Source organism: Massilimicrobiota sp. An134, from assembly GCF_002160815.1.
Taxonomy (GTDB): domain Bacteria; phylum Bacillota_I; class Bacilli_A; order Erysipelotrichales; family Coprobacillaceae; genus Allocoprobacillus; species Allocoprobacillus merdigallinarum.
Genome location: NZ_NFLH01000012.1, coordinates 50313 through 66861, shown reverse-complemented (window position 1 = coordinate 66861; position 16549 = coordinate 50313). Strand labels below are relative to the sequence as shown.

20 protein-coding genes are annotated in these 16549 nt (G+C 30.6%); 18 read left to right on the top strand and 2 right to left on the bottom strand.

The annotated features are described in order from the left end of the window. The first annotated feature begins 210 nt into the window (after window positions 1-210). The 9 genes from B5E79_RS06845 to B5E79_RS06805 all read left to right on the top strand — a co-directional run bounded on the left by B5E79_RS06845 (window position 211) and on the right by B5E79_RS06805 (window position 5962). Window positions 211-1215 carry a C45 family autoproteolytic acyltransferase/hydrolase gene (locus B5E79_RS06845; protein ID WP_087297449.1) on the top strand — a complete coding sequence of 335 codons (1005 nt, stop codon included), beginning with the start codon at window positions 211-213 and terminating at the stop codon, window positions 1213-1215. Between the two features lie 77 nt (window positions 1216-1292). Continuing rightward, window positions 1293-1751, top strand: coding sequence for a VOC family protein (locus tag B5E79_RS06840; protein ID WP_087297448.1), 459 nt, complete (start codon window positions 1293-1295; stop codon window positions 1749-1751). 122 nt (window positions 1752-1873) lie between these two features. Next, a complete protein-coding gene (locus B5E79_RS06835) occupies window positions 1874-2362 on the top strand; it encodes an MGMT family protein (protein WP_087297447.1) in 489 nt (162 codons plus the stop codon). Between the two features lie 34 nt (window positions 2363-2396). After that, window positions 2397-2996, top strand: a complete 600-nt coding sequence (locus B5E79_RS06830; RefSeq protein WP_087297446.1) for an alpha/beta hydrolase — start codon at window positions 2397-2399, stop codon at window positions 2994-2996. 127 nt (window positions 2997-3123) lie between these two features. Beyond that, the gene (locus tag B5E79_RS06825) at window positions 3124-3375 is read left to right on the top strand and encodes a DUF3795 domain-containing protein (RefSeq protein ID WP_241147466.1); all 252 of its coding nucleotides are present in this window, start codon (window positions 3124-3126) and stop codon (window positions 3373-3375) included. A 27-nt stretch (window positions 3376-3402) separates the two neighbouring features. Next, the gene (locus B5E79_RS06820; protein ID WP_087297445.1) at window positions 3403-3747 is read left to right on the top strand and encodes an SRPBCC family protein; all 345 of its coding nucleotides are present in this window, start codon (window positions 3403-3405) and stop codon (window positions 3745-3747) included. 77 nt (window positions 3748-3824) lie between these two features. Beyond that, on the top strand, window positions 3825-4469 hold the full coding sequence (locus B5E79_RS06815; RefSeq protein ID WP_087297444.1) for a flavin reductase family protein: 645 nt from the start codon (window positions 3825-3827) through the stop codon (window positions 4467-4469). 140 nt (window positions 4470-4609) lie between these two features. Beyond that, window positions 4610-5239 (top strand): TetR/AcrR family transcriptional regulator, encoded by a 630-nt coding sequence (locus B5E79_RS06810; RefSeq protein ID WP_087297443.1) that lies wholly within the window; start codon window positions 4610-4612, stop codon window positions 5237-5239. Between the two features lie 81 nt (window positions 5240-5320). After that, on the top strand, window positions 5321-5962 hold the full coding sequence (locus B5E79_RS06805) for an alpha/beta fold hydrolase (protein WP_087297442.1): 642 nt from the start codon (window positions 5321-5323) through the stop codon (window positions 5960-5962). Window positions 5963-6054: 92 nt separating this feature from the next. On the opposite strand, the gene B5E79_RS06800 is transcribed toward B5E79_RS06805, so the two are convergent. Then, entirely contained in the window at window positions 6055-6357 is a 303-nt protein-coding gene (locus tag B5E79_RS06800) for a hypothetical protein (RefSeq protein WP_087297441.1), read from the bottom strand. A gap of 253 nt (window positions 6358-6610) precedes the next feature. Here B5E79_RS06800 and B5E79_RS06795 point away from each other — a divergent pair, with 253 nt between their 5' ends. The 3 genes from B5E79_RS06795 to pap all read left to right on the top strand — a co-directional run bounded on the left by B5E79_RS06795 (window position 6611) and on the right by pap (window position 10071). Continuing rightward, a complete protein-coding gene (locus B5E79_RS06795) occupies window positions 6611-7603 on the top strand; it encodes an ROK family protein (RefSeq protein WP_087297440.1) in 993 nt (330 codons plus the stop codon). Then, a complete protein-coding gene (locus tag B5E79_RS06790; RefSeq protein ID WP_241147465.1) occupies window positions 7581-8471 on the top strand; it encodes a PHP domain-containing protein in 891 nt (296 codons plus the stop codon). The genes B5E79_RS06795 and B5E79_RS06790 overlap by 23 nt, the downstream gene beginning before the upstream one ends. A gap of 130 nt (window positions 8472-8601) precedes the next feature. Beyond that, a complete protein-coding gene (pap, locus tag B5E79_RS06785) occupies window positions 8602-10071 on the top strand; it encodes a polyphosphate:AMP phosphotransferase (protein WP_087297439.1) in 1470 nt (489 codons plus the stop codon). Window positions 10072-10097: 26 nt separating this feature from the next. Here pap and B5E79_RS06780 read toward each other — a convergent pair whose 3' ends face one another. Further along, window positions 10098-10880: a Cof-type HAD-IIB family hydrolase gene (locus tag B5E79_RS06780; protein WP_087297438.1), complete on the bottom strand. Its 783-nt coding sequence runs from the start codon at window positions 10878-10880 to the stop codon at window positions 10098-10100. Between the two features lie 128 nt (window positions 10881-11008). Here B5E79_RS06780 and B5E79_RS06775 point away from each other — a divergent pair, with 128 nt between their 5' ends. The 6 genes from B5E79_RS06775 (at window position 11009) to B5E79_RS06750 (ending at window position 16447) form a co-directional block, all read left to right on the top strand. Continuing rightward, entirely contained in the window at window positions 11009-11920 is a 912-nt protein-coding gene (locus tag B5E79_RS06775; RefSeq protein ID WP_087297437.1) for an AEC family transporter, read from the top strand. 73 nt (window positions 11921-11993) lie between these two features. Further along, window positions 11994-14003, top strand: coding sequence for an ATP-dependent DNA helicase RecG (gene recG, locus B5E79_RS06770; protein ID WP_087297436.1), 2010 nt, complete (start codon window positions 11994-11996; stop codon window positions 14001-14003). 36 nt (window positions 14004-14039) lie between these two features. Next, entirely contained in the window at window positions 14040-15023 is a 984-nt protein-coding gene (plsX, locus tag B5E79_RS06765; protein WP_087297435.1) for a phosphate acyltransferase PlsX, read from the top strand. After that, window positions 15020-15703, top strand: coding sequence for a ribonuclease III (gene rnc, locus B5E79_RS06760; protein ID WP_087242834.1), 684 nt, complete (start codon window positions 15020-15022; stop codon window positions 15701-15703). Before plsX ends, rnc begins: the two co-directional genes overlap by 4 nt. A gap of 69 nt (window positions 15704-15772) precedes the next feature. Further along, window positions 15773-16039, top strand: a complete 267-nt coding sequence (locus B5E79_RS06755) for a LysM peptidoglycan-binding domain-containing protein (RefSeq protein ID WP_087242832.1) — start codon at window positions 15773-15775, stop codon at window positions 16037-16039. Window positions 16040-16093: 54 nt separating this feature from the next. Then, on the top strand, window positions 16094-16447 hold the full coding sequence (locus B5E79_RS06750; RefSeq protein ID WP_087242830.1) for an FMN-binding protein: 354 nt from the start codon (window positions 16094-16096) through the stop codon (window positions 16445-16447). Window positions 16448-16549 lie beyond the last annotated feature (102 nt).

Sequence of the window (16549 nt, the reverse complement as noted above, 5' to 3'; positions counted from 1 at the left end):
AGTTGTGCAGAGGACTTCCACATCACAATTGCACAGCTGCTCGCCTAAGCATAATTGTTAGTGCTTTTATCGCACATCTATTATACTATTTACAGGCTCACTGTGCAAATAAGGATTTATAAATTTTAATTCATTGACATAAAATTTTTATTCAATTAAGATTGAAATTGAGGAAGATCTTGCTCGAAATAAACGAGGAGGAAAAATAATATGTATCATGGAAGATTCAAAGGTAGTCACTATGATTGTGGTTTTCGTTGGGGAACTTTATTAAGAAAAAATAATAAAATTATTGCAAATCAGCATACATTTGTTGTCAGTGAAGAAAGAAAGGAATTTGCTAAGCAATGTTTACCTATTTATGAAAAATATTATCCAGAAATTTTAGATGAAATAAAAGGGATTGCTGATGGACAGCAAACGTCATATGAAGATATGCTCACTTTTTTATTGAGTATGTACTGTTTTGAATTCAATAATAAATGTACGTGTATGGCAACCAGTGATAAAAATCAAATTATCTTAGGAAGAAACAGTGATTTTTTAGTTGAATTAGAGAAACTTTATATGAACTGTTTGTATAATTTAGATAATTGCTACTCATTTAATGGAAATACGACAGCGTTTGTTGAAATGGAAGATGGTATCAATGAATACGGCTTAGCAATAGGAATGACTTTTATTTATCCACAGAATATTATGCCTGGAATAAATGCAGGAATGATTGTGCGTTATATTCTGGAAAGATGTCAGACACTACAGGAAGCTATTCAATTTATAAAGTCAGTTCCCATTGCTTCTAATCAAACAATAACAATAGCAGATGCTTTAGGAAACATTGCAATAGTAGAGTGTAATAGTCAAAATGTTGTGGTCATTTATCCTTTAGAAAATGAAAATTTTGTTACTACAGCAAACAACTTTAACTCGTCACAAATGAAAAAATATAATGAATACAATATTGATGACTGGAATTCATCATTAAGACATCAAATTGCATATCAGTCATTAAAAAATAACGATTTATCAATGGAACTTATTTTTGATATATTATCTGGAAAGTATGGATTTATGTGTCAGTATGATAGAAGAAAAGGCGCAGATACTGTATGGTCTGTAGTTTATGATATTAAAAATAAAAAAATATATAGAGTTGAAGGAAATCCATCAAGAAAACAATATCAGGAAGATCATCGATTTAAATTTTCTTATTGATATAGTTAATGATTGTCAAACATTTTTTATAATGGGATAATGATTATATCAAGTACATTATAAAGGAGAAAATAAAAATGAAATTAAAGAACCCTATGTTAGTAGTCACTGATATAGATAAATCAGTTGAGTTTTATAAAAGAGTCTTTGGACTTCATGTGATTATGGATTTTGGAGCTAATAAAACTTTAACTGGAGGTTTGTCTTTACAGACAGTTGAAACATATAAAGAATTTATCAGTGCAAGTGAAATCACCTTTGGAGGTAATAATTTTGAAATTTATTTTGAAGAAGATAATTTTGATAAGTTTATTGATAAATTAAAAGAGTGTGACATTGAATATGTACATCTTGTTATAGAACATTCATGGGGACAACGTGTAGTTCGATTCTATGATCCAGATAAGCATATTATCGAAGTTAGAGAAAATTTAAAAGTCGTATGCAAACGTTTCTTGAATAGTGGAATGACACTAGAACAAGTAGCAGAACGTATGAATGTACCCATGAAATTTGTAAATGCGTGTTTAAAGTAAATCAATAAAAATAGTCAAAAAGAAGTTATTTATATGGTCTAGAGATTGTAAGCATTATTTCAAACAGTCTCATTGCATTGAATTTTTTATCTCTTTATAATAAAGATAGGAGGTGTTAAAGTATGGCTAATGAAGAAAAAAAGGATTTTAATGCCATGTTACACGATAATAAAGATATGCCTAAATTTCAGGTGATTACAGACCAAAAAAGTATTGAAAAATATGGTGGAAATAATATGTATTTTGCTCCACCAATTGATTACGATAAAGTCATGAAGAAAATACCTTATGGAAAGGTAATCACCATTGGGAAAATTCGAGAATTTTTCGCAAAAGAGAACGATGCAGATTTTACTGAACCTATCACTGCAGGGATTTTTGTATCTATTGCAGCATGGGCAAGTTATCAGCGAACTGAAGATAAAACTCCATATTGGCGAACATTAAAAGCAAATGGAGAATTGAATTCAAAATATCCAGGAGGTATAGAAGTCCAAAAAGAAAAACTTGAGGCTGAAGGACATACAATTATAAAAAAAGGACGCAAGAATATAAAGTATTATGTAAAAGATTATGAAGATGTACTTTTTGATTTGAATAAGGAACATTGAAGGTGATTAAAAAACGAAAGTGAGGGGAACTCATTTGAAAAAAGTTATTATATATATTCATGGTAAAGGTGGCAATTATCTTGAAGCTGAGCAATATAAGAAAAATTGCCCTGGCTTTGATATTTACGGAATAGATTTTAACGACTATCTTCCTTGGATTGTAAAAAATAAATTTGTTGATTTTTATAATAATGTTCAAAATAAATATGATCAAATTTATATACTGGCAAATAGTATTGGTGCCTATCTAGCAATGCACTCACTACAGAAATGTAAAATCAAAAAAGCGTTATTTATATCTCCGATATTAGATATGGAGCAGTTGATAATAGATATGATAAATTGGGCAAATACTTCAGAAAAAGAATTGGCTGAGAAAAGAGAAATACAGACAGATTTTGGAGAAACATTATCTTGGGAATACTTATGTTTTGTTAGAGACAATTCAATAATATGGAATGTTAAAACTGAGATATTGTATGCAGAACATGACAATTTAACATCAAAAAAAACAGTAGATGAGTTTATAAATGGTCATGATGCACATCTTACCGTAATGGAAAATGGTGAACATTGGTTTCATACTGATGAGCAAATAGAATTTTTAAATAATTGGATGAAAAATGTCATATAACAAAAAATTTATAGAGAGTTACAAATACGAGTGGAGGTATATAACCATGAAAAACATGATTGCATATTGCGGATTGGATTGTGAAAATTGTGATGCATATCTTGCGACAGTCAATAATGATTAGGAGTTGAGAAAGAAAACTGCCAAGCTATGGGCTGAATTGAATAATGCACCCATTTTTCCTGAACATATTAACTGTGAAGGATGCCGTGTTGATGGTGTGAAAACTGTATTTTGTGATAGTATGTGTGGTATTCGACAGTGTGCAATGAAAAAGGGTGTTAATACTTGTGGGGATTGTTCGGATTTAGAAAAATGTTCTATTATAAGTGCCATCCTAGAAAATAATCCATCTGCTTTAAAAAATTTGAAAGAATAGATCCTTATTTGAAAGGAAGTGTTAAAAATGCCTACTTCTCATATAAAAGCACTGATTGATAATGATATCCAAAAAGTCTGGGAAGTTGTTTTCAATGTTGAAAAATACAAGTTATGGCGTAGTGATTTAAGTCAAACAGCAATCATAAATGAAAAACAATTTATTGAGTACTCTCAAGAACATTTTGCTACTACTTTTACTGTTACTGTTGTAGAACCATATAAACGTTGGGAATTTGATATGGAAAATAGCAATATGAAAGGTCATTGGATAGGTATTTTTACTCCTAAAGGAAATCAAACTGAAATAGAATTTACTGAGGATGTACAAGCTAAAAAATGGTTTATGAAACCATTCGTTAAATCTTATTAAAAAAAACAACAGACACAATTTGTTGAAGATTTAAAGAAATCATTAAAGAAGTAAATTGAAATTATGGAGGGATGTTCATGAAAATAGAGATTGAAAAGGAATTTCCAAAGTATTTTAAGCCTTCATATCCAGAGGAGTTTGAATTATTTTCACATTTTGAAGTTACTGCAGGTATACCTACAGTTTTATTTGCCATTACCACTTGGAAAGAAAATGGACAACCTAATGTATGTTTTCATTCCTGGAGCAGTTTTCATGGAGATAAGACAGCTTTCTTTGCGGTGATGGGGAATTTATACCAACATACGCATACATATGCGAATATAAAACGAGATAAATGTTTTTGTATTAATTTTCTTCCTATTAGTTACTATGATCAACTTGTCAATACAATTCATCATAATAAAATTGAAGATGATGAATTTTCAGTAGGGCAATTGACACTTGATCATGCCAAAACTATACATGCACCTGTTATTCATGAAGCTTTTATCAATATGGAATGTACTTTAAAAGATATACAAGATTTGAGCGGAGCAGGTATAACAGCCATGATTATAGGCCAAGTACAGCATATATCAGTTGAAGAGAACTATGCTCAAGGATATAAGCGATATGAAAAAGATGGATTTATGATGCTAATACCAGCACCACAAGATCTTCTGACTGGGGAACCGAATCAATCTGCTATAGCTACTATAAATATCGAAAAGTATGACTAAAAAAACAAAAAGAACAAAATTGAGTTAATTGAAGATAAAATATCTTATTTAACAAAGATACTTTGAGTATGTTTAAATTGACTCTTTTTTGTTTTTTATATATAATTATACATACCAAGAGTATGTAAGAGGTGGGAAGCATGGCTAGAAATAAACATCCTGAAGTTACAGTCGGTAAAATATTAGAAGTTTCTAAGCGACTATTTTTAGAAAAGGGGTATGACAACACAAAAATTCAAGATATAGCAGATGAGTTAGGTATGACAAAAGGTGCTATCTATCATCATTTTGAATCTAAAGAAGAAATCATGAATAAATTAGGTGAAACTATGTTCATTCATAATAATCCTTTTGAGATAGTCAAAAAACGAAATGATCTAAACGGTCTAGAGAAAATGAAATTAGCAATCAAACTCAATCAGTCTAATGAACAGATGGTAGAATTAACTAATCAGGCATTACCTCTTTTAGAGAATCCTCAAATCTTAGCGAAAATGTTTGAATCTAACTATCAGAATTTGCTTCCCTATTGGTTGGAGTTGATTCAAGAAGGACAGGAAGATGGTTCTATAAAAACAGAACAGCCAAAAGAATTAGCAGAACTCTTCATATTAACTGATTTATGGATGATACCATCACTGTTCCCTGGTAATGTTGATGACATCAAGAATCGTTATAAGTTTGTTACTGTTATGCTAGGAAAGATGGGGTTACCACTTTTTGATGAAGAGATGATCGAAAAAATTGATAAGTTACCATATTATAAATAAAAACATTGCCTTATGATAAGGCAATTTTAAATAAAATTATACATACTTAAAGTATGTATGCTATGAGTAGGAGGAAGAAAAATGACAAAAGTATTTATTCATGGATCTGGGCATAAAGGTAGCAGCTGGAATGAAGTCGTTAAGAATATGCATAACAACAAAGACATACTATGTCCTGATTTATCGACAATCCTCAATGGGAAAGAAGCAAGCTATTCTCATTTATATTCTTCATTTGTTGAGTACTGTCATGAAATTGAGGGACAAATTGATTTATGTGGACTTTCATTAGGTGGAATATTAGCTTTGAACTATACTATAGAATACCCTGATAAAGTAAAGTCATTAGTCCTTATTGGAACACCGCATAAAGTACCGAAAATCATGTTTCGTATTCAAAATATTATTTTTAGATTCTTGCTAGAATCAACATTTAAGAATATGGCTTTCAATAAAAAAGATACATTTATTTTAGGAAATACAATGAAGGATTTAGATTTTAGCCATAAAGTCAATGTGATTAAATGTCCAACGTTTATTATTTGTGGAGAAAAAGACAAAGCCAATATGAAATCAGCTTATTTTTTCTCTCAAAATATTCAACAATCAGAATTCATCATTATTAAAGAAACAGGTCATGTTGTTAATGAAGACAATCCAAAAGAATTAGCAAGAATATTAGATGAATATTATGATCAATTGAATAATGTTTATAAATATTAGCTATTTTTTTAGACAAGACAGAATTTTATGGTTTTGATTATCATTTAAAGGTCTCTATATTTATGACTAAAAATACATAATACTGAATTTTATTATTCTTTATCTTGTTTGATTTTATTTAATTCTTCTTCTAACTTTTGAAAGCTTTTCTTTAAAAGATCATATTTATTATGCTGATTATCTTCTTGAGAGTTTGAGTCTTGTTCATTGGATTGACTATCTGTTGTCTGAAAGGAAGAAAGATAACTGCTGTTAAGAGCTAATAAATCACCAAGTACATTGAAAAAGGCACCAACAACAGCTTGTTCATCAACGGATAAACTTTCTGTTAAAGGGGCAACCAATAAAACAGCTAAACCATCAAGTGCGATAGGATGAATAAAAGTTAAGGACATTGTCATCACCATAATTATCATATGTTCCTATTTGAATTTTGAGTGTGGTAAATGACTTATATAACAAAGTGATTGAAGAAATGAAGATGAAAATATTATTTATCTGGTATATACAGATATTTTTTTCATAAGTTGAAATTTATATGAATAAATAAGAATCTATGATATGATAATAATAACTTTCAACAAGACTTAACGAAAGTGATTGAATCTTTTATCAAAGAATTGGAGTTTAAATAGAAAGCGTGATATTTTGTCAAAAGTTAAAGATTTAAAATACATGAATATTCAAAAAGTAAGACAATGTTTTTATGATGGAAACATATGGACGAAAACACAGTTATCTGATGTAACACAATTATCGTTATCATCCATGACAAATATTTTACAGGAGCTATTAAAAAATCAAGAAATATTTTTTATAGGTGAAAATGCATCAACAGGAGGACGAAAATCAAAACAGTATGTTTTGAATAAAGATTATCGTCATATATTAAAAATGATTTTAAAAAGACAAATCAATGGTTATGAATTTATTTGTCAGAATGTGAATCTTTTTAATCAGGTTATTTCATCTCAAACAGTTTCTTCATTATATGGACAAGTGGATGAATTGATCTTATTAATGAAGAAGTTTTTATCTGCTGACTCTTCTATAACAATGATTTGTTTAAGTATTCCTGGTGTCTGTCATGATGGATATATTGATGTGTGTGACTTTGAATTGTTTGAAAATGTGAATCTTTTAGAGATGATTCGTGATTTTTATAAGAATCAAATCATTTTAGAAAATGATGTTAATATTACCAGTATTGGTTTTTATCATCAATATCCAAAATGTCAGCATTTGGCATTTGTTTATCAGCCAGCAGTTCAATATATAGGATGTGGAATGATTATTAATGGAAAGTTATATAACGGTTTTACGCATTTTGCGGGAGAGTTGAGATATTTACCGTTTTATACATCTGAGCAACAAAATCAAATGCTTGAAACTCAACCTAAAGAATTACTAGAAAAACAGTTATCGACACTTTGTTGTGTTTTCAATCCAGAAATGATTGGGATTTGTAGTGATGTTATTGATTGTTTAGATGATTTTCATCTCAATACGATTCCATTTAAACATAGACCACGTATGATTCATGTAAAGAATATGGGTTCATTGATAGAAGATGGGCTTTATCAAATGAGTATTCAAAAAATATTAGAGGAGGAGAAGAATGATGACAAAGAGTTATATTGATTTACATATGCATAGTATGTATAGCGATGATGGAGAATATACACCAACACAGTTAGTAGATATGTGTCATGAGGCAGGTGTGAAAATCATAGCTATTGCTGATCATAACTGGGTAAAAGCAAATGAGGAAGCAAAAAAACATGCAGATGAATTAGGAATGACATATATTCCTGCAATTGAAATTGATTGTACATATAAAGGTGTTAATTTACATGTGTTAGGATATGGTATTGATAATCAGGAAGTCTTTAATCAATTAGGTGAAGATATTGAAAAACAGGAAATTGCATGCAGTATGAAGAAATTAGAATTAACGAATGCCTTAGGATTTGATTTGAAAAAAGAACAATTAGATGCATTATCAACAAATGGTGTTTATACAGGCGAAATGTTTGGTGAAGCCTTATTAAATGATTCACGATATGATGATCATGAATTATTAAAACCCTATCGTCAAGGTGGAGAAAGAAGTGATAATCCCTATGTGAATTTTTATTGGGATTATTATGCCCAAGGGAAACCATGTTATACAGAAATACATTTTCCAACTTTAGAAGAAACTATACAATTGATTCATCAACATGGTGGAGTTGCCCTGTTGGCTCATCCTGGTAATAATTTAAAAGGACAGTTTGAACTGTTTGATGAAATGGTGGCATTAGGATTAGATGGAGTAGAATGTTTTTCAAGTTATCATACAACAGAAACAAATGAATATTTCTACAATAAAGCTAAAGAACTAAATGTCTTGTATACATGTGGAAGTGATTTTCATGGTAAGACAAAACCATCTATTCATTTAGGAGAAAATGGTTGCTTAAATCCACAGGAAATGGAAGATTGCTTAAAAGCTCATCATCTTATTTAATAGAATGAAACACTACAGTATTGGAAATCAATAGGTAGTGTTTTTAATTATTATTTGATCAATTTATATTTTTCTTTAAGCGCTTACATAAAAGTGATAAAATATAAATATGTAGGTGAGGAGGAAAAGTATGTTAAGAGATTATCAATTTGAACAAATAGAAATTGCACCTGATATTGAAGAATGTTTAGAAAATGCAAAACTTGAGTTGTCTAAGAAACAGATGTTATTAAAAGAAAAGAAATTACCTGTTGTAGTTTTATTTGAAGGATGGGGAGCATCTGGAATTGGGACAACGCTTGGCAAAGTGATTCAAAATATGGATCCCCGTTTTTATAATGTTGAAACAATGAATAAGATAAGTGAAGATGAACAAAGAAAACCTTTCTTATATCGTTATTTTTTACGCATTCCAGAAAATGGAATGGCCACATTTTATGACCATGGTTGGATGAATGATGTCACAAGAGAGTATATGCATAAACAAATTTCAAAAAAACAATATTACCAAAGAATTAAAAGTATACAGAAGTTTGAAAGAACTTTAGTAGATAATGGTTATATAGTGATTAAATTCTTTTTCCATATTTCTCAATTGGAACAGGCAACACGTACACATAAGTTGTTGAAAAACAAGAATACAAAATGGCGTGTCAGTGATGAGGATTTATGGCAAAATAAACATTATGATGAATACTTAAGTTTATATGATGAATATATGAATGCGACAAATGACCCATATGCTCCTTGGTATATTATTGATGCAACAAATAAAAAATTAGCTCAATTACAGGTGCTTGAAACATTAATGAGCTGTATTCAAGAACGTCTAGAACATGAAAAACAGGATGCACCACTGATTGACAATGTTTTTGAGATGAGAGAGAAAATTCACTTAGAAGATTATGATTTGAGTGTTAACATTAGTGAAGAAACATATCGTAGAGAATTAAAAAAATGTCGTAAAAAATTAATGAAGTTGCATAATAAACTTTATCGTAAAAAAATACCTGTGATTATTGCCTATGAGGGTTGGGATGCAGCTGGTAAAGGTGGAAATATCAAGAGAGTCACTTCTGGATTGGATCCTCGTGGATATACAGTTTATCCTATAGCAGCTCCTGATAAAAGTGAATTGAATAGACATTATTTATGGCGTTTTTATAAACGTTTACCAAAGGACGGACATATTGCCATTTTTGATAGAACATGGTATGGCCGTGTTATGGTTGAAAGATTAGAAGGATTTTGTAGTGAAAATGACTGGCAACGTGCTTATAATGAAATGAATGAATTTGAAAAAGAACTTTATGACTGGGGTGCTATTGTTATTAAATTCTGGGTACAGATTGATAACCAGACACAATTAGAACGTTTTACTGAGCGTCAAAATACACCTGAAAAACAATGGAAAATTACCGAAGAAGATTGGCGTAATCGTGAAAAATGGGATTTATATGAAAATGCTATTGAAGAAATGCTTCAAAAAACAAATACAGTGTTTGCACCATGGTATGTATTAGAATCAGTAGATAAAAAATATGCACGTATTAAAGCGATGAAAATTGTCATTCGTGAAATTGAAAAGAGATTAGGATAATATAAAAACAAGAATAAGCTCATGTCTTATTCTTGTTTTTGGCATAATTGAAAATGAACACAGGCATTCAAAATACCATCATGATCAACATCATCCGTTATATAATCAGCAATAGCCTTGACTTCATCACTGGCATTTCCCATTGCAACACTTATAGCAACATGCTTTAACATAGGAATATCATTTCCACCATCGCCAAAAGCCATAGTTTGGGATAAATCAATATGATAATGTTTTAAGAATTCATCAATTCCATGTTGTTTAGAACCACCTATCGGTGAAATATCACAGAAAGTGGGATACCATCTTGAAGCATGACAATGGGGCATGACTTTTAATAATTCCTTTTCCTCATTTTCATCAACAAAGCACATACATTGATATATCTTTTTATGGATAACCTGACTGCAATCACGAGCAGGATGATCATCGTTATGTGTGATTGCATGGATTTCATCAACAAGATGATTACGCATATTAAAATATTTGGTATGTTCTTCAGTAAAACCACAAGGAAATGGTTTTTCTTTTAAATATTCTAATAAAGCCTGAATATCCTGAGAATCAATTGTGTTTTCATAAATCAGTTCATCATTTGTAAAACAATATTGCCCATTTAATGTAATATAGCCATCAAAGGGGAAACCTTGTAAAATATCTAAACCATCTTTTCCTCTTCCAGTTGCAATAAAGAGTTTGATTCCATTATCTTTGAGTTTATTTAAAGTATAAAAAGTTGAATCAGGGATTTGATGAGTTTTGAAACTGGCTAATGTACCATCTATATCAAAAAAGATTGCCTTAATCATATATATCCTCCTTATCGTTTCTTTTATTATATCAAACATTATATATTTTACAAAAAATTTTCATTTTTTGCTTGTTTTATCTTTTTTATAATAAAAGTGCTATAATGCATGAAGAAAGAAGGGGAAAAATGTTTGACGTTTTGATAACATCATTAACTTTTATTTTGATTATTGTGATTGCATACTTTTTAAAAAAAGTGAAAGTTTTAAAAAAGAGTGATGCAAATATTTTAGCAACCATTATTATGAATGTGACATTGCCATGTGCTTTATTAACAAGTGCCAATGGAATTACATTAGATATGACAATTCTTATATTGATAGCTGTAGGTATTTTATCTAATGTTATTATGATTCTCGTTGGTTATGGATTTGCTTATAAAGAACGTCCTGTTATCAAAGGAACATATATGATTAATGTATCGGGGTATAATATTGGAAATTTTGTATTACCATTTGTTCAATCTTTTTTCCCTGGTATGGGAGTCGTTTATTTATGTTCATTTGATATTGGAAATGCATTAATGGGATTAGGGATTACGTATGCTTTAGCCGATCATGTTGCCAGTGGTCAAAGTGATTTTCATTTAAAGGATGTTTTAAAAAAACTTTTTTCTTCTATTCCATTTGATGTCTATTTATTGATTTTTATAATGGCAATATTTCAAATTGAATTTCCATCATATATTCTTTCAATGGCAACGACTATTGGCGCAGGAAATAGCTTTTTAGCCATGATGATGATTGGTTTAATGCTTGAAATCAAAGTCTCACATAGTGAAGCATATCATGTTGTCAAAATTATAGTGTTAAGAATTGTTGGCACTTTGATTTTATCAGGTATCATTTTCATTGTATTACCATTGCCATTATTAGCTAAAGAAATATTAACTATGGCTCTTTGTGCCCCTTTATCAACAGTTTCAGCTGTGTTTAGTCAAAAAATTGGCTATAGTGGTGATATGCCTGCAACAGCAAATTCTTTAAGTATCATTATCTCTATTGTCTGTATGATTACATTGTTATTGATTTTTATTTAATCAAATGAAAGATATTCTAAATGAGTATCTTTTTTTTGAATTTATGGTACAATAAACGACAGGTGGTGAGAATATGACAGATATAAAATTATTAAAAACGACATCTCGACGTTTAGAAATTTTAGCTTCAATGAATATAACAACTTTGGAAGACTTGATTTATCAGTATCCTTATCGTTATGAAGTGATTGAAGAAAAATATCCCACTGATGAGGATGAACATCTGATTATTGAAGCGACTGTCATTTCACCAGTTAAGATTTTTTTTAAGGGTAAAATGTCTAGAATGAGTTTTGAAGTCGAAGATAAGTATTTACAACATTTTCAGGTGTCTATTTTTAATCGTCATTTTTTAAGGCAACATTTAAAGCTAGGAACAACCATAACAATCATTGGTAAATGCGTCAATCATCGTATTACGGCATCTGATATTAAAATCAAGTCATTACAAGACATATCTGGTATTTATTCAGTCTATTCTTTAAAAGATGGAATAACGCAAAAATCTTTTAGACAATATGTCAAAAAAGCATTGTCTTTATTAAATCATGAATTTGATGATTTTATTCCTGAAAAATACCGCATTCAACATCATTTGATTCGAAAGGAAAGTGCTTTGTATTGTATTCATTTTCCAGAAAATAAAAAAGATGTTCAAGAAGCGTTGAAATATTTAAAATATGAAGAATTCTTAAAATTTCAATTAACAATGCAATTGATGAAGCAACAACGTACTCAAGAAATGGGGATTGCGAAAGATTTTGATGTAACACAATTACAATCATTGATATTATCATTGCCTTTTGCTCTTACCAAAGATCAGCAGACGGCTATTAAAGAGATTGTAGAAGATTTAAAAAGTCCACAGATGATGTATCGCTTTTTACAGGGTGATGTTGGTAGTGGAAAAACAGTTGTCAGCTCTGTAGCTTTATATGCCAATTACTTAGCTGGTTATCAAGGAGCTTTAATGGCACCAACAGAAATTTTAGCGACTCAGCATTATCAGACATTAAGCCGTTTCTTTGAAAATACAGATGTCCATATAGAGTTATTAACAGGTTCATTGTCATTGAAAGAAAAAGAACGTGTTTATCAGGCTATCCAAAGTGGAGAGGCAGATATTGTGGTTGGGACACATGCTTTATTTCAAAAAAAAGTTGTTTACCATAATTTAGGATTTGTGATTACTGATGAACAGCATCGTTTTGGTGTTATGCAACGTAAGGCTTTAAAAAATAAAGGTCAGCAGGTTGATTTTTTAATTATGAGTGCAACACCTATACCACGTACGCTAGCTATTTCTATGTATGGTGATATGGATGTATCGACAATCAAAACAATGCCTCAAGGGCGCTTGCCAGTGAAAACACAATATATTCACTCGTCTTCGATGAAGCCGATATTAAAACATTTAAAATCATATTTGGCTCAAGGAGGACAATGCTATGTGATATGTCCGTTAGTGGAGGATAGTGAAAATTTAGAAGCAAAGAGTGCCTCACAGATTGCTAAGGCTATGCAAAAGTATTTTCAAACTCAATACAATGTTGGATTATTACATGGACAGATGAAAGAAGACGAAAAAGAAAAAGTGATGAATGGCTTTTTGAATAACACAATTCAGATTTTAGTATCTACGACAGTTGTAGAAGTAGGAGTAGATGTTAAGAATGCAAATATGATGGTTATTTATAATGCAGAGCGATTTGGAATGAGTCAATTACATCAATTGCGTGGACGTATTGGGCGAGGACAGGAGCAGGCTTATTGTTATTTAATGAGTTCATCATCGTCAAAGGAAGCCATTGAGCGATTGAAATATTTAGAAAAGAGTCATGATGGATTTGAAATATCATTATATGATTTAAAACTTAGAGGACCTGGGGAAGTTTTAGGCCAACGACAAAGTGGTTTACCAACTTTTTTAGTTGCTGATATAATGAAAGATTTTCCTATTTTATCAATTGCAAGAAAAGATGCCGATGAAATTATACATGATTATATACAAAATCATGAATATCAGGGAATTGTATGTAAGATTCAAGAGAAATTACAGGTGAATAATGAATATGTTGATTAAATATGTTATACTATACAAACGAGGAGTGAAAGAATTATGTATAAGTTATCAATAGATGCTATGAGTGGTGATTTAGGAAGTTCTATCGTTGTAGAGGCTTGTGAAATGTTTATGAAAAATCATCATGATGTAGAACTTTATGTCACTGGAAAAAAAGAAGAATTAGAAACATTAACAAAATATGAAAATATTCATATTGTAGATGCCAGAGATGTTGTGAAAATGGATGATGGCATTATGTCTGTGCGTCGTAAAAAAGAATCAAGTATGGTAAAAGCTGTCATGATGGCACGAGAAGGTGTTGTTGATGGTGTGGTATCATGTGGTTCAACTGGTGCCTTTTATACAAGTGCTATGCTCTTTTTAAAACGTATTGAGGGTGTTGAAAAGTCTTGTCTGATGGTTATGATGCCTACATATAATGGAAAAGGCATGGCTATGCTTGATGTAGGAGCCAATGCTGAAAATACAGCTGAACAATTGTATGATTTTGCGATTATGGGGAATATTTATGCTAAAAATATAAGAGGAATCCAAGAACCTAAAGTTGCTTTATTAAATATTGGAACTGAATCTAAAAAAGGTGATGAAGCGCATCAGCAGGCATATCAGCTCTTACAGGCAAGTGACCGTTTGCACTTTGTAGGAAATGTTGAGGGTCGAGATATTTTAAGTGGTGATTATGATGTTGTAGTCACTGATGGTTTTAGTGGTAATATTGCTTTAAAAACTTGTGAAGGGGTTGCTTCAACATTAATGAAAATGATCAAAGAAAGCATGATGTCTTCACTAAAAGGAAAAATAGGGGCATTATTAGCCAAATCTTCACTTTATAGTTTGAAAGAAAAATTTGATTACAAATCTGTTGGTGGTGCTTTAATGATGGGATTTGAAAAAGCAGTTGTAAAGGCACATGGAGCCAGTGATGCTAAAGCGTTTTGTAATGCTATGGATTTAGCTTATCAGATGGTGAAAATGGATGTTGTAAGTCAAATGAAGGAAGGATTAAGTCAAAAATGAAAATATTAGATTTTTTACAGAAAGAAAATATACCATTTCATAACATTGCCATTTATAAAGAAGCATTTACACATGCTTCATATGCTAATGAATCGCATTATGTAAAAAAAGACTATGAACGTTTAGAATTTATGGGAGATGCTGTTTTACAGCTTTATGTTTCAGAGTTTTTATTTAATCTTTTTCCTGATGTTCCAGAAGGAACATTGACAACTTTACGTAGTAAACTCGTACGTGAAGAGTCATTAGCACGTTTCTCTAGAGAATTAGGTTTAGGAGAATTGCTATACTTAGGTGTTGGTGAAGAGAAAAGTGGTGGTAGAGAACGTGAAAGTGTTCTTGCTAATATTTTTGAATCATTTATAGGTGCATTATATTTAGATTGTGGTCACGATGAAGTTTTAAAGATATTACAACAAACTATATTCAAACATATCAACGATTTAGATTATGATGATATTACTGATTATAAAACAACTTTGCAGGAATTAATTCAAGCTGATCAGCGTCGTACTGTCACATATGAATTGTTAGAAACATCTGGTCCATCTAATGCTCCAGAATTTAAAGTAGCTGTCATGATGGATGATATGTGTCTAGGTGTTGGGAAAGGAACAAGCAAAAAAAGAGCTGAACAGCAGGCAGCGAAGGATGCTTTAAATAAACTTGCGACAAAATAATGATGAAATGATGGATTTTGCCTAGATATCTTTTTCAAAAAAGCATAGTTTATTTTGGGAGTGATAATCATGTATAATCCATATATGTATGATGATGAAAGAGTCATAAATCCTCGTGTTGGAGAAATTGTTTTATATACGGTACACAAAGGTGATAATGTTTATCGTATTGCGAAAACATTAAATAGTGAAGTGGCATGGATTCAGGTTATGAATCAGCTTAATGATGATTTGTTGATTCATCCTCAACAGGAACTCTTGGTGCCAATTGTTTATCAAAAGGTTCCACCAATGCCACAGCCATTCCAAAGAGAAACTTATGATTTATATTTTTAAAAAAATGCATAAGATTTTCATTTGAGCAAAAACTATAAATAGGAGGTTTGAAAAATGAAGAAAATAATCATCCTATTTGTAGCTATGATATTATGTGGATGTGCTCAAGAAAAACAAGTAGAAGAAAAATCGCAATATAAAGATGGGACTTATACAACAACTGCTATGGGATATGGCGGAGAGTTTGAGGTTGAAACAACATTAAAAGATGATAAAATTCAGGATATTGTGATTAAAGAGCATAATGAAACACCATCTATTGGAGGTGTAGCTTTAGAACAAATGATTGACAACATGAAGAAAAAGAATCATTATGATGTTGATACCATTTCTGGAGCTACCAAGTCTTCTCAAGCTTTAAAAGAAGCCGTTGCTAAGGCTTATGAAGAAGCTAAAAATGAATCTTAGTATTTTATATTGATCAAAAGTAGTTACAATAAAAGTGACTGCTTTTTTGTTTATTGAAGAATAAATCTTTATTTTTTAGGAAAATTAGTATATGATAATGAA